The following is a 14,776-nucleotide window of genomic DNA, read 5'->3' on the forward strand; positions in this document are numbered from 1 at the left end:
TTTACTTTTCAGTTGGAGTTAATGCTAGAAGGAGTTTTCAAAAAGTAAGGTATTAGTCTTTTACAGACCGGTAGCTTGCTTTTTGTTTATTAAGGAGGTTTTTATGAGGATAGCGGTTGATGCCATGGGGGGAGACTATGCTCCGTTGGAAATAGTTGCAGGAGCGGTAAAATGGGTGGCAGAGGAAGAAGAACGGCAGATCTTTCTGGTAGGTCAGGAAGAACTGCTCAAGCAGGAATTAAAATCATACAGCTATGATCCTTCCCGGCTTATTGTGGTTAATGCCAGTGAAGTAATAACTATGGAGGAATCGCCGGCTACAGCAATTCGCAGGAAAAAAGATGCTTCTATCGTGGTAGCCAGCCGGATGGTTAAAGAGAAAAAGGCTGATGCCATTATTTCCTGTGGCAGTACCGGAGCCCAGATGGCCGCGGCCATCTTTATATTGGGGAGGATGGAGGGAATTGAGCGCCCACCTATCGTAGCATCTATACCTAATATGACCGGAGCTTATACCCTATTGATTGATGTAGGGGCCAATGTTGACTGCAAACCCAGGCAGCTTTTGCAGTTTGCATTGTTGGGGAAAACCTATGCTTCCATTATTTATGGGGTGGAACAGCCGCGGGTGGCCTTGTTAAACAACGGGGAGGAAGAAAGCAAGGGTAATACTGTCACTATGGAAACCTATGCGCTGCTACGCCAGCAGTCTGGGATAAACTTTACGGGAAATGTTGAAGGAAGGGATATATTCACTGGCAAAAGTGATGTTATCGTCTGCGATGGCTTTACGGGGAATGTCCTTTTGAAAACCATGGAAGGTATGGCCCTCTTCATAGCCCAAGGTATCCTTGGTGCGGGCGGGCCGATGCCGGCTTTTTTCCAGCGCTTGGATTATACCCAGACCGGCGGTGCTCCGCTTTTAGGAATCAATGGGCTGAGCATTGTATGTCACGGTAGTTCTAAAAGAGAAGCGGTATATAATGGTTTGAGGATAGCCGAAGACTGTTATAATAAGAATATAATTGAAATGCAGCAACTGGAACTGAGCAAAATTAGTGGCTGAAAAGGAGGTTGTTTTTGTGCAGGAGTTTTTTGAGAAAGCCAGGAGAATACTGGCGGAACAACTGGATATTGATGTGGATTTGATTAAAATGGATACCACCTTTGACGAAATCGAAGCCGATTCTATCGACATTGTAGAAATGATAATGGCCCTGGAAGATATCTATGATGTCGAGTTTCCGGAAGAAGAGCAAAAGGATTATGAAACCATTGGCAGCCTTATCAATGACCTGTACGAATTCCTGAAACAGAGTAAAAATGCAAAATGAGAGAAGGATCGCCCAGCGTTTTCTGGAAGACAAACAACTGCCTTATTCCAGTAATGAACTCATCACTATGGCTCTAACCCACCCATCCTATGCCCAGGAAAAGAACACGGTGGCCAATAATCAGAGGCTGGAATTTCTGGGGGATGCGGTATTAAACCTGGTAGTGGCGGAGTATCTTTATAATCATTACGGAAGGAAAGCGGAAGGAGAATTAACCAAGATTAGGGCCAAGGTTGTTTGTGAAGACGCACTGGCTATTTTCGCCCGTAATATCAATCTGGGGCAATATCTGTTGCTGGGTAGAGGGGAGGAAATGTCCGGGGGCAGGAAAAGGAAGTCCATTCTGGCTGATGCGGTGGAGGCGGTTATCGGGGCCATTTACCTGGATCAAGGCCTGGAAACCGTCCAGCGTTTTATTATAAGGCAACTGGAGGAACTTATCAGCGAAACAGCCAGTGGGGACTATTATGATTACAAATCAAAACTGCAGGAACTGGTACAGGCCAGGGATAAGGAAAATGTAAGCTATGCCATTATTGAAGAAAGCGGTCCGGCTCATGCCAAGGTCTTTGTAGCCGGAGTTTATTATCGTGAGCAGCTTTTGGCTACAGGGGAAGGTAAGAGTAAAAAAGAGGCGGAGCAAAAAGCGGCCCAAAAAGTCCTACAGGATAATCTGGTGCCAGGCACTTAAGTTGTTAACTTATTGAGATTGAGATTATTACGAAATAAGCCTTTTTCTACGATGCCCCCATTTCCCTTGCCGATAACTTGACCCACTTCACTATCATCGGTGGTTGTCGCTCCTGGCCATGGGGGTTAGTAAGTATATATCACAGGGACGGTTCTTCTGATATATATCAGAAGAACCGTCCCTGTGATATACCCTATGATATATTTATTAGAATAGGAAAAATAAACTTATGAAGCATATAAATATCCCCATTTTTATTCCTCACCTGGGATGTCCGTTTACCTGTGTTTTTTGTGACCAAAACCGGATTAGCGCTACCCAGGATATACCTGGGGAAATGGAAGTATTAAGCATCGTGGAGAATCATTTAGCAACTATTCCTGCAGGCAGTAAAGTGGAGATTGCCTTTTTTGGCGGGAATTTTACGATGGTGGAAAAGGCGAGGCAAGAGATGTACCTGGCAACGATTAACCGCTATTTGCAGGATGGGCGGGTACAGGGTATACGGATTTCCACCCGCCCGGATGGCATAGATGCGCAGATTCTGGATTTTCTCCAGCAGTGGGGAGTCAGAACTATCGAACTGGGAGTGCAATCCCTGTCAGATGAGGTTTTAAAAGCATCGTGGCGGGGTTACCAGGCGGCGGATGTTTTTAAAGCTTGCCGGCTAATTAAGGAATATGGTTTTCGCCTGGGAATACAGCTTATGATTGGCCTGCCGGGTGACAGGCTGGAGTTGGATATGAAGACGGTTGCGAAGGTTATCGAACTGCGGCCAGATATGGTCAGGATTTATCCTACCCTGGTAATTGCCGGTACTTACCTGGAAAAACTCTATCTTAAGGGGAAGTATATCCCCCTCACCCTGGCTGAAGCCCTACAAAATAGCTTGGCTGTCTATCTCCAATTTCAAAAAGAGAATATTCCGGTAATTCGCATGGGGCTGCAGCCGGGAGAAGAACTGCGGCGCGAAGGCTGCGTGGTAGCAGGTCCTTTCCATCCCGCTTTTGGGGAACTGGTTGAACAGGAGGCTTTTAAAGCGCAGGCTGGCAAGGCTATAGAGCAGTTCTTTACGGCTCATGGTCGTCACCCGCAGCTGCTACTCTTTGTCCACCCGCGTGACATATCCAAAGTCACCGGACAGCGGCGCTCTAACCTGAATTACCTCAAAGAGCAGTTTGGACTTGAACTAATTAAGGTCCGGGGGATTGAGGGTTTCGCACGTGATAGCGTGGGGGTAGGAACTATTGATGCCTCCGCCCCGGTCTTGCTTTTATCCCGTCTCAAATTTATCGACAATATGGTGCCAGGCACTTAAGTTGTTAACTTATTGAAGGGGGGACACGGGACCTGTCTACTTGTCCCGTCCGTATCTCGATGTAAAAAAATACCAAATATAAAGAGGATTTACTCTTTGGATGTCTAAATAGCTTGTTAGAGTGGTGGAAGACGGAAGGTGGAAGGCGGAAGACGGAATGGTCGCCAGACAGCGATGATTAGAAGGGGTATTTGGAAACTACATTTTATTATACACGCATACTAACCCACTTTTCATAGGTGGATGCGGCCCCTGGGCCATGGGGGGTTAGTAAGAAAAGTAAGGAGTAAGGGGTAGGGTTTGCGGTGACAAGAGAACCGTCCCCTTGACACGAGTAAGGGGTAGGGTTTGCGGTGACAAGAGAACCGTCCCCTTGACACGCAAGTAAAGTGAGGCCATTATTGTGCGGCAAAGAATATTGGGTGAACTCTGTCAAAGTCCTGGAGCATATGTTTCGGGAAAGGAACTGGCCGAAAAGCTGGGCATCAGCCGGGTGGCGGTGTGGAAGCATATTGAAAACCTTAAAGGTGAGGGCTATGCTATACTCGGGGTTAGCGGAAAAGGCTACTGTATAGAAGAAAGCTACAATGTCTTGTTGCTGGACAGTATAAAGGCTGCGTTATCTACTGCGCGATTGGACTGGAAGCTGCATCTCTTTCCGGAACTTGATTCGACTAATGAGATGGCCAAGAAGCTGATTAGGGAGGGACAGGCGGCAGAAGGAACCGTAATTATTAGCCGGCAGCAGAGCCGGGGGAAAGGACGGCGGGGAAGAAGCTGGCAGTCTCCCCTGGGAGGTTTGTGGTTTTCTATAATTCTCCGGCCAGAGCTGGCACTGTCAGAAGTGGTGCTATTATCCCTGGTTTTTGCGGTAGCTATCAGCCAGGCCCTGGATAGCTTCCAGTTTTTTGACCCGCAGATGATTAAGTGGCCTAATGATGTCTACATAAATGGGAAAAAAGTGGCGGGCATATTACTGGAATTGAGTGGTGAACTGGAACAGGCGGATTATCTGGTGGTGGGAATAGGCATAAATGTTAATATGGACCGGGCTTCCCTGGGCCGGGGGTTGGCTAAAACGGCAACTTCTCTTTGGGAGGAGAGCGGGACTTATTATCAAATGGGTGAGGTTTTACTGCGGGTGCTGCAATCGATAGAGGAATACTACTATGAATTCCTGAAAAATGGATTTGAAGATATAAGAAAAGAGTATAAAAGCCGCTGTTTCCATTTAGGGAAGATGATTAGACTGGATACTCCTAGAGGTTCGGTGGAAGGTTTAAATCTGAATATTGATGAACAGGGTAATCTTATTATTGATAGCGGAGATAGTATAGAATGCCTTAATACGGGAGATGTTGCCTTATTGGCTGGGGAGTGAGGAGGAGGCTAGTTGTATCTAAAACGACTGGATATAAAGGGTTTCAAGTCTTTTGCTGATAATACTGAGCTGCAACTGAACCCGGGCTTGAATATTGTGGTTGGCCCCAATGGCTGCGGGAAGAGTAATATTGTTGATGCTATACGCTGGGTTTTGGGAGAGACCAGCATCCGCCAGTTACGGGGACAAAAGAATGAAGATGTTATATTTAATGGCAGCGATAAGAAAAAGGCCCTGGGCATGGCTTTCGTAGAATTGGTCATTGATAATAGTGACCATAGCTTGCCTTTGGATTTTAGCGAAATTACCTTGGGACGCAAGGTGCATCGTTCTGGTGAAAGCGAGTTTTACCTGAATAAGTCACGGGTACGCTTAAAGGATATTTCCGACCTTCTCAGCGGAAGCGGAGTGGGTAAGAAGGGTTATGCAATAATTAGCCAGGGGGAACTGGAAGAGGTTTTAAACGGGCAAGCCCTGGACCGCAGGCTGATGCTGGAGGAAGCGGCTGGGGTGATAAAATATCGCCAGCAAAGGGATGAGGTCAAAAAACGCATACTTAATAGCAGCAATGACCTCCTGCGCCTGGGGGATATATTGGAGGAACTGGATTTGCGCCGGCAGGAGCTGTTTAGAAAAGCGGAGAAGGCCCGGCTTTATATGGCTTTAAATAGCGAATGCCAGGAGCTGGACAAATCGGTTTTGGGCTTTGAATTGGCCCGGACGGAAAAGGATTGGCAGCAAAAGTCTAGGGACCTTATTCAAAAGCAGAATGAGATACAGGCTCAGGCTGGTCAAGTGGCGCTACTGGAAGCCAAACTGCGGGAAGAGGAGGAAGGGCTCGCCCGACAGCAGCTTTCCCTGGGTGAACTGGGGGAGCAGCGCCACCTGCTGGAATCCCGGCTGAATTTGCTGCAGGGAGAAATCAGGCTGGGGGAAGAGAGAATCAAGAATAATAATAAACGGATAGATGATGCTGTCGCAGACGAAAAAAAGCAGCTGATTTTGCTGGATAATATTCAAAGGGATTTGCATCTCTGTTCCGTGGATTATGATAAAGAACAGCAGAATATGGCCCAAAGGGTGGCGGAATATAACGAACTGGAACACGAAGTCCAGGAAATGGAAAGTATTATAGCCGGATTTAAAGGTGATTTTGATAAAAAAAAGGCTCTGGTTTTTGATAAAATGAAGCAGGAGAGCCAGCTTAAAAATGAGCTGGCCGAAAAAGCGGAGCTGCTGAGCCAGGCCAGGGAGAAAAAGGAAAGGCTAAAGATACATATTGAAGAGTTGGCGGCCAAACTACTAAAAGGCCGAAAAGGCCATCTGCAATGCCAAGAGGAAATACGAGCACTGCAAGCGGAAATCGGTCAAAAGCAGTCTTTTATTGCGGAGTTGAGCCGGGAAAAAGATGAGCTGGCTAAAGTTTTGCAAAACCTCAATGATAGTTACCGGGAACTCAACCAGCGTTCCATAGAGATCAATAACCAGCTTCTGGCTATAAAAGACTTGCAGAGGAATCTAACCGGCTATTCCCCGGCGGTGAAGTCTATTATAAAGCAGGCCCGAAGCGGAAGACTACAAGGAATTATGGGTGTGCTCGGGGAAATATTGGAGGTGCCTGCGGGTATGGAACTGGCCATTGATGTGGCGGCGGGAAATGGTTTGCAGAATATAGTGGTGGCCAGTGAGAAAGAGGTACGGGAGGCGATTGACTATCTCAAAGTCCAGGAACTGGGGAGGGCTACCTTTTTACCCCTGGATGTTTTGAAGGTTAAGCCTTTGCCCGGGTCAGTCGTGGAGAAAATCCTGGTCCAGGATGGGGTTTTGGGTTTAGCTTCCCGCTTGGTTCACTATGATAAAAAATTTGCCAAGGCAGTGGAATATCTTCTAGGGCGGGTTCTGCTGGTAGAAGATCTGTCCCGGGGCATCCGAATATTTAGAGAATCATCTTTGCCTTGCCGTATCGTTAGCCTGGACGGGGAATTAATAAATGTGAGCGGTGCCATAACTGGGGGTAAGAAAGCATCTCCGACGCAAACCCCGCTGCAACGCCGGGCCGAGGAGAAGAAGCTTTTGCTGCGGCAGCAGGAAAATGAACAGGCGCGGGAAGATAACCGCAGAGAGCAAAAACAGGTGGAATCCCGTTGGCAAGAGCTGGAACAGGTTATTTCCCGGGCCCGAAACGATTTGCTGGAAAGCCAGTTCCGTTGTGATATGATGATGAAGCAGAAAGAGGATTTAGCCCATGAACTGCTGGATGATGAAAGGGAGCGGGATGGCTATTTGGAACAGCTTTCCCGGCTGGATAGGGAAGCAGCAGAAATCGAAAGAGAAACCAGCTTGCTTCATCAAAAACTGGGGGATATAGAGCAGGAAAACCAGAAGCTTATGATTGATTTGGAGAATTTCAAAGATAAGATGGAAGTGAAGAGGCGTGATTACGAAGTTTTCCGGGAACGCTTGCTCTCGTACAAAAAGCAATTGGATATGAAGGGGCGAGAACTGGAAAACATAAAGAAAAACCTCTCTCAATTTGAAGAGCTAAGGGCTTCTTACCAGCAATCCCGGGATGATTCCCGCCAATTAATGCAGTCTTTGCAGCTGGAAATTAGACAGGAAGAAAGCCGGATGGAGCAGTTTAAAAAAGAGCTCGAAAATAAGACGGAGGATCTGGCCCGCCTGTCAGCGGAGAGCAGGCAAATGCAAGAGAAGGAAAAAGGGAACTGGGCGTTGATAGAAAAATACCGCCAGGAGATGATTCCCGCCCGGGAAAGCCTGGCCCGTTTGGAAACTGGAGTCAGGAATCTGGAAGTTGCAGCTGCCCGCCTGGAAGTTGAACTGGACGGATTTAAAAGCCGCTGGCGGGAAAAATTCGCTGCCGAAGCAGCTTTCCCGGCGGAGGAACTCTTGACCCCGGGTGAAATAAGAGAAGCCAGGAAAAGAATCGCCATACTGCAACAGCAATTAGAAGCAATAGGTTCAGTAGATATTGCTTCCATCCAGGAATATGAGGAAGTCAGCGGGCGCTATGATTTCGTCAAACAACAATATGATGATTTGTCTTCGGCCCGCGATTCTCTGGACGAGCTCTTGCAAAAAACGGAAAAATTGATGCTGCAGGACTTTTCCCGCTTCCTGCTCCTGGCTAATGAGAGCTTTAAAAATACCTTCAGCGAGATATTTGGTGGCGGCGAGGCTAGCTTGCGGATTGAAGCTGAGGTGGATCGCCTGGAGGCGGGGGTTGATATCGAGGTAAAGATGCCGGGTAAAAGGAGCCAATCCTTAAACCTTTTATCGGGCGGGGAAAGGGCTCTGACCTGTATAGCCTTCATTTTTTCTCTGCTAAGACTCCGGCCGGTTCCATTTTGTGTGTTGGATGAAATTGATGCTTCGCTGGATGAGGTTAATCTCCAGCGTTTTTCTGGATTTATCACGGCTATGTCCCGGAGTCTTCAGTTTATTGTGATTACTCACCGCCAGGCAACTATCGAATCAGGAGAGAACATTTACGGTATAACTATGCCGGAAGAAGGGGTTTCGGCAGTTTTAACCTTGAATGTTTTTGAAGCGGAAAGCCTGGCTGGATAAAATATTTACGGGGTGGGATAAGGAAATTGGCATTTTTCGATCGTTTTAAATTTAAGAAAAAGGACAAGGAAAATGAAGAGATTCCATGGGAAAAGGAAGCAGAGCCAGGAGGGGAGAGTCCAGAAGAAGAACCCCAGGATACACTAAGCGTGGAGGAAAGTGGGAGCGAGGAAGCCGCTTCTCCTTCTTTGGCTGGAGAGAATGGCCATAGCAGCATTTTTGACCGCTTTAAGACTAAAAAGGAGAATGGCCGGGCCGGGGAAAAGGAGCCGGCTCAGCCCGCTCATGATGCTGAATCTATTGAATCTATTGAATCGGTTGAATCTATTGAAGCTATTGAATCGGTTGAATCTATTGAAGCTGTTGAGGCTGTTGAGCGGGAAGAGAATGCGGCTGAAAAGGAGCTCAATGGAAAGAAGAGTAAGTGGGGATTTTTGGACAAGCTCAAAAAAGGCTTGAGTAAGACCAGGGAAAATACCATTGGTAAAATCGAAGCTCTGGTGAAAAGCTCCAAAAAGCTGGATGATGATTTCTGGGAGGAATTGGAGGAAATCCTTATACAGGCTGATGTCGGTGTAAATACCACGATTGAATTGGTAGATAATATTAAGCAAGCGGCCAAAAAGCAAAAAATGCACGATTCCTCTGAGGTTTTGGAACTTATAAAGGACGAAGTGAGAAAGCTTTTGGAATATAACAATGTACCGTTGAATATTCCCGAGAGGGAATTAGCGGTTATTCTGGTGGTGGGAGTTAATGGAGCCGGTAAAACTACTTCCATAGCCAAGCTGGCTTACCGTTTCCATGAAGAAGGCAAAAAGGTGTTGCTGGGGGCCGCGGATACTTTCAGAGCAGCCGCTATCGATCAGCTTAATATCTGGGCTGACCGGGTGGGTGTGGAATTAATCAAACACCAGGAGGGTTCTGATCCAGGGGCGGTGGTTTTTGATGCCATACATGCGGCCAAGGCCCGCCATGCGGATATATTGATCATCGATACGGCCGGCCGGCTCCAAAATAAAGCCAATCTGATGAAAGAAATAAGTAAGATAAAGAATATAATTCAAAGAGAAATTCCGGAAGCTCCTCATGAGGTTTTGCTGGTACTTGATGCTACCACGGGACAGAATGCTATCAGCCAGGCTAAAATATTTGAGGAAGCTACTGGGGTTACCGGGCTTATCTTGAGCAAACTGGATGGAACGGCCAAAGGCGGAATTATACTAGCGGTGGAAAAGGAGCTTAAGATACCGGTTAAATTGGTGGGTATCGGCGAGGGTTTGGAAGATTTGCGCGACTTTTCTCCCCAAATATTTACCGAGGCCCTTTTTGCCCAAAATGGAGGAGATTAAGAGAGCCTGATAAAAGATGACAAAGGGCCGTTCCGTGATATATTATTTGTAGCTATGACACGCCACTGCAAAAACCCTTTTGATGCAGAAGGGTTACATAAATATACATCCTGTAGCGCCCTATCGGGTACAACTGATGCTCCCTTCGGTCGCTATTAAGGACGCTGGAGCGGTATATTTATTCAAGCAATAAAGGAGGAAAAATCTTTGGTAAAAACGGCAATAATCGGAGGTACGGGTGTCTATGACCCCTGCTTGTTGGAAGATGTAAGGGAGATTGTTGAAACAACTCCTTATGGAAGTGTAAAAGTTTCGCTAGGGAAATATGCCGGGATGGAAGTGGCCTTTATCCCGCGGCATGGCTTGGAGCATAGCATTCCACCCCATTTGATCAATTACCGCGCCAATATCAAGGCTTTACAACAACTGGGGATTAAGAATATTCTGGCCACAGCTGCCGTAGGCTCATTGCATTTTGAATTTAAACCCGGGCAGTTTGTCCTGGCCGACCAGTTCCTGGATTTTACCAAAAACCGCGGGAGCACTTTCTACGAAGGTGGGGAAGCGGGGGTGGTTCACTGTGATATGACTGTTCCTTATTGTCCCGAGTTGCGGGAGGCTCTGGTAAAGGCCGGTAGAGAACTGGAGATTCAGGTCCAAAATGGGGGCACTTATGTCTGCACCGAGGGACCGCGTTTTGAAACTGCAGCGGAGATTATGATGTTTAAACAATTGGGGGGACAGCTGGTGGGTATGACCAGTGTTCCTGAGGTATGCCTGGCCCGAGAGCTGGGCATCTGCTATGCCACTGTGGCCATAGTGACTAATTTTGCGGCCGGTATAACGACGGGTATTTTGACCCATAGTGAGGTTCTGGAGTTGATGAAAAGAAATATTGAGTTGGCCAGAAGCCTCATGATGAGCAGCCTCAAGTATATTACTGAGGAGAAGAGATGTAACTGCCGGAAGATACTTGACGAACCCGGAGCTATGAAATGATTAGAAATCTGTATTATGAGGAACAGGCTTTGATGATACTTAATCAGAATTGCCTGCCGGAAGAGCTGGTCTATGAAAGATGTGAGCGCCCGGAAGAAGTGGTTGCGGCCATAAAGGGATTGAAAGTACGGGGGGCGCCTCTTATTGGTGTTACGGCCGCTTTTGGCTTGGCTATGGCTTTTTCGGGCTATTCTGGAACCGGGGAGGCAAGGGATGTGTATTTTTCCCGGATGAAGGAACTTTTTGCAGCGACCCGCCCTACTGCGGTCAATCTTTTCTGGGCTTTGGAGAGGATGGAAAGGGTTTACCGGGAGAATCACCATCTATCGCCAGAGGAACTGGCAAGGCGTTTATGTCAGGAAGCCCAAAATCTTTATAAAGAGGATATCCGGGTCAATGAGGCTATCGGGGAGCAGGGGCAGGAATTGCTCGGCGAAGGCTCCAGGGTTATGACCATCTGCAATGCCGGGGCTCTGGCTACCTGTGGCTATGGCACTGCTCTGGGAGTTATCCGCTCGGCGGCCCGGAGAAATAAGATTGAGATGGTTTGGGCCTGTGAAACCAGGCCGGTATTGCAAGGGAGCCGTTTAACCGTTTGGGAGCTCTGGCAGGATAAGATTCCGGTTACTCTGCTTACTGATAATATGGCAGGTTATACCATGAGCCTGGGAAAGGTGGATGCAGTAATAACCGGAGCCGATCGTATAGCCACCAATGGTGATACCGCCAATAAAATCGGTACCTACTCCCTGGCGGTACTGGCGAAATACCACGGTATTCCTTTTTATGTAGCTGCTCCTCTATCTACATTTGATTGGAATATTAAGCAAGGCGGAGAAATTCCTATTGAGGAACGCAGTGCAGAAGAGGTAAGAACTATTAAAGGAAGCTGCCTGACGGTACCGGTAGTGGATGTATTCAATCCGGCTTTTGATATCACCCCTGAACATTTGATTACGGCTATCATTTGCGAAAAGGGAATTATACGGCCTCCCTTCGGTGCTGCCATTAAAATATGGGGAAGAGAGGGTGAATAGATTGCAATACCAGCAGGAAAGGAATGAGCTTTTGCAAACTGCTCAGGAGATATTTTCCTCCGGTCTGGTAAGCGGAACCTGGGGTAATGTGAGTTTAAGGGTGTCCGGCCAGGGTCTGATGCTTATCACCCCCAGTGGAATGGATTATAATCAGATGGATGCGGAAGATATGGTTTTGCTTGATGGAGAAGAAAAGGTTTTGGCCGGTAAATATAAACCATCGGTGGAAACCCCGCTGCATCTGGGAATATATAAAAAACGCCCGGAAATAAACGCTATTGTACATGTTCATAGTCTTTATGCCACGGCCTTTGCGGTGGCCCGGCAGAATATCCCGGTAATATTGGAAGAGGCGGCTCAGGTAATTGGGCATGAGGTTAGGGTAGCCCCCTATGCCCTCTGCGGTTCACGGCAATTGGCGGAAAATGTCCTCAAGGTCCTGGGCAAGGACAAAAGGGCGGTTTTGCTGGCCAATCACGGGCTGTTGGGTTTGGGGGGGAATTTGCCGGAGGCCCTGCGGGTTTGCCTGGTAGCTGAGCGCACGGCCCGCATTGCCATTTATTCTCGTATACTGGGACCGTTGCATTCCCTTAGAGCTGAAGATATTTTAAGCCTGCGCCAGGTTTTTGAGAATTATGGGCAGAAGAAGGATTGATTAATTGGTGAGGAGTGACACGGATACTAACCCGCTTTTCATCACTGGTTGTGGCTCTGGGCCATGGGTGGTTAATAAGAAAAATATGTTTTAGACGCAGAAGGACGAAGTTGTCAACAACCCCGTCCCCGTGACAGCATGACAATGTTTTAGACGCAGAAGGACGAAGTTGTCAACAACCCCGTCCCCGTGACATAGAAGGACGAAGTTGTCAACAACCCCGTCCCCGTGTCAAACGTATCAAAGGGTTGATTAATAGGGGGGAATAGAAGTGAGGATTCTTTTAGACAATATCAGCATTATCCCTGTAAGCGGAAGTAATTCTTTCATAGAGAAAGGCTATCTTTTGATTGAAGATGTTTTTATTAAAGAGCTGGGGACGGGGAAAGCTCCGGAAGGGGAATTTGACCATATAATCGATGGTGAAAACCAGGTGCTGCTCCCCGGTTTTATCAATGCCCATACCCATGCAGCCATGACCCTTTTGCGGGGTTATGCGGATGACCTGCCTCTGATGGAATGGTTGGAAAACAAAATCTGGCCCCTGGAGGCGAAACTGACCCCGGAAGATATCTATTGGGGTACCATGCTGGCTATTGTGGAGATGATTAAGTCGGGTACTACCACTTTTAATGATATGTATTTCTGTATGGATGAGGTGGCCCGGGCGGTTGAATTGAGCGGAATGAGGGCAGTCTTAGCACGGGGAATGGTAGGAGTGGGACCGGAAAGCGAGCAGGCCATTGAGGACAGCCGCGAGCTCATTGGGAAATGGCAGGGCCAGGCCGGTGGCAGGATTTCTTTCCGGCTGGGGCCTCATGCTCCCTATACCTGCCCTCCGGCTTACCTGGAAAGGGTTATGCAACTCTCCGATGAACTGCAAGCAGGTATACATATTCATGTAGCGGAGACCCGGGTGGAATATGAGGATATACTGAAGCAATATGGAAAAACGCCGGTTTCTCATTTGGAATCCCTGGGGCTTTTTCAAGGACGTCAGGTCTTGGCGGCTCATTGTGTTCACCTCAACGAGGAGGAAATCGGGATATTGCATCAGTACCAGGTGGGTGTAGCCCATAACCCGGAAAGCAACATGAAGCTAGCCAGTGGAATAGCGCCGGTACCGCGTATGCTGGAAAGCGGTATAGCAGTAGCTTTGGGTACCGATGGAGCTTCCAGTAACAATAATCTGGACATGCTGCAGGAGATGCGCAGTTCTTCCTTTTTACATAAGGTAAACACTATGGATCCCATGGTTTTGCCGGCTTACCAGGCTCTGGAGATGGCCACGGCCAATGGAGCCATCAGCCTGGGGATGGGGAATGAGCTGGGACGATTGGAGCCGGGATACCGGGCGGATATGATTATCATGAATTTAAAGGAGGCCCACATGACCCCCCGTTATGACCTTCTGGCCAATATCGTTTATTCCGCTCAGGCCAGCGATGTGAATAGCGTGATAATTGATGGAAAAATTGTGATGGAAAACCGGGAAATCAAGACTTTTGACGAGCAGGAAGTGCTGGCTAAAGCCCGGGAAACAGCCCGGAAATTGGTGGGGAAGTAACTGAATAAGTCCGGGGAATGCCCCCGGATTATTCCGTGAAAGGAATGCTTTTAATAGTGAAAATAATTTCATTTATTGGTCGGCATAATTCCGGCAAGACAACTTTATTAAGGCGGGTAATTGAAAAACTTAGACAAACTGGTTTTAAAGTAGCAGTGATTAAGCATACATCCCATGTCCTGGATACAGATGGGGAACACGACTCCGATCTTCTATTTAGTGCTGGGGCGGAAATGGTCTGCGCTGTTTCCCCGGCCTTGTCTATTCACTACCTGAGACATGAAAGGGAACCGGATTTACAGGAGATTCTGACCCAAATTCCGCTCACAGTGGATTTGATTATTACCGAAGGATATAAAAAGGAAGCTTATCCTAAAATCGAAGTCTTACGTCAGGTAACCGGTATAGAGTTTATCGATGCAGAAAACATTATCGCCCGGGTCTCCGATTTTACCATTGATGATGATTTGCCCTGTTTTAATTTTGAGGAAATCGAAGAACTTTGCCGGTTCATTATTTCACTTTAATTCCTAACCTGGCTTATCTCACTTGTTGCTTGATGTCTGCTATCGTTATGGTTAATTATGGCCAGTATGGTACTGCTATCGGCAAGTACCCGGTTTATTATTCATCATTATTTCCATAAATATTACTCATCATGCTTTTCGCTCAGGTCTTCCGGACCTTCACTCATGCCAATAAAAGTTAAAAATGGGATCATCTTCGATAACGAAAGGATATTAATTCACTTGTTTTCCTTTAAAGAAGGCTATCATCAATTATGGATATTTCTATTTGGTCTCCTTGACGCAGACCTAGCCTTAGTAACAGAAAAATAATTGGCATACAAATTA

General features: G+C 47.2%; 12 protein-coding genes. All 12 read left to right on the forward strand.

Features of this window, described 5'->3' with window-relative positions:
- Positions 1-103 precede the first annotated feature (103 nt).
- The 12 genes from plsX to mobB all read left to right on the forward strand — a co-directional run bounded on the left by plsX (position 104) and on the right by mobB (position 14,449).
- Positions 104-1,066 carry a phosphate acyltransferase PlsX gene (plsX, locus tag SWOL_RS03895; RefSeq protein WP_011640197.1) on the forward strand — a complete coding sequence of 321 codons (963 nt, stop codon included), beginning with the start codon at positions 104-106 and terminating at the stop codon, positions 1,064-1,066.
- 16 nt (positions 1,067-1,082) lie between these two features.
- Complete coding sequence (locus SWOL_RS03900) at positions 1,083-1,334, forward strand: acyl carrier protein (RefSeq protein WP_011640198.1); 252 nt, start codon at positions 1,083-1,085, stop codon at positions 1,332-1,334.
- The gene (rnc, locus tag SWOL_RS03905) at positions 1,324-2,025 is read left to right on the forward strand and encodes a ribonuclease III (protein WP_011640199.1); all 702 of its coding nucleotides are present in this window, start codon (positions 1,324-1,326) and stop codon (positions 2,023-2,025) included. Before SWOL_RS03900 ends, rnc begins: the two co-directional genes overlap by 11 nt.
- 229 nt (positions 2,026-2,254) lie before the next feature.
- Positions 2,255-3,343, forward strand: coding sequence for an elongator complex protein 3 (locus tag SWOL_RS03910; RefSeq protein ID WP_011640200.1), 1,089 nt, complete (start codon positions 2,255-2,257; stop codon positions 3,341-3,343).
- A 403-nt stretch (positions 3,344-3,746) separates the two neighbouring features.
- Positions 3,747-4,724 (forward strand): biotin--[acetyl-CoA-carboxylase] ligase, encoded by a 978-nt coding sequence (locus SWOL_RS03915; RefSeq protein ID WP_011640201.1) that lies wholly within the window; start codon positions 3,747-3,749, stop codon positions 4,722-4,724.
- 12 nt (positions 4,725-4,736) lie between these two features.
- Complete coding sequence (smc, locus tag SWOL_RS03920) at positions 4,737-8,312, forward strand: chromosome segregation protein SMC (RefSeq protein WP_011640202.1); 3,576 nt, start codon at positions 4,737-4,739, stop codon at positions 8,310-8,312.
- Positions 8,313-8,338: 26 nt separating this feature from the next.
- The gene (gene ftsY / locus SWOL_RS03925) at positions 8,339-9,664 is read left to right on the forward strand and encodes a signal recognition particle-docking protein FtsY (protein ID WP_081424776.1); all 1,326 of its coding nucleotides are present in this window, start codon (positions 8,339-8,341) and stop codon (positions 9,662-9,664) included.
- 207 nt (positions 9,665-9,871) lie between these two features.
- Positions 9,872-10,663 (forward strand): S-methyl-5'-thioadenosine phosphorylase, encoded by a 792-nt coding sequence (gene mtnP, locus SWOL_RS03930; RefSeq protein ID WP_011640204.1) that lies wholly within the window; start codon positions 9,872-9,874, stop codon positions 10,661-10,663.
- Positions 10,660-11,700: an S-methyl-5-thioribose-1-phosphate isomerase gene (gene mtnA / locus SWOL_RS03935; RefSeq protein WP_011640205.1), complete on the forward strand. Its 1,041-nt coding sequence runs from the start codon at positions 10,660-10,662 to the stop codon at positions 11,698-11,700. Before mtnP ends, mtnA begins: the two co-directional genes overlap by 4 nt.
- Positions 11,693-12,355, forward strand: a complete 663-nt coding sequence (locus tag SWOL_RS03940) for a class II aldolase/adducin family protein (RefSeq protein ID WP_011640206.1) — start codon at positions 11,693-11,695, stop codon at positions 12,353-12,355. Before mtnA ends, SWOL_RS03940 begins: the two co-directional genes overlap by 8 nt.
- A 271-nt stretch (positions 12,356-12,626) precedes the next feature.
- Positions 12,627-13,922: an amidohydrolase gene (locus SWOL_RS03945; protein WP_011640207.1), complete on the forward strand. Its 1,296-nt coding sequence runs from the start codon at positions 12,627-12,629 to the stop codon at positions 13,920-13,922.
- Between the two features lie 44 nt (positions 13,923-13,966).
- Positions 13,967-14,449: a molybdopterin-guanine dinucleotide biosynthesis protein B gene (gene mobB, locus SWOL_RS03950; RefSeq protein ID WP_011640208.1), complete on the forward strand. Its 483-nt coding sequence runs from the start codon at positions 13,967-13,969 to the stop codon at positions 14,447-14,449.
- Positions 14,450-14,776 lie beyond the last annotated feature (327 nt).

This window comes from Syntrophomonas wolfei subsp. wolfei str. Goettingen G311 (assembly GCF_000014725.1).
GTDB classification, from domain to species: domain Bacteria; phylum Bacillota; class Syntrophomonadia; order Syntrophomonadales; family Syntrophomonadaceae; genus Syntrophomonas; species Syntrophomonas wolfei.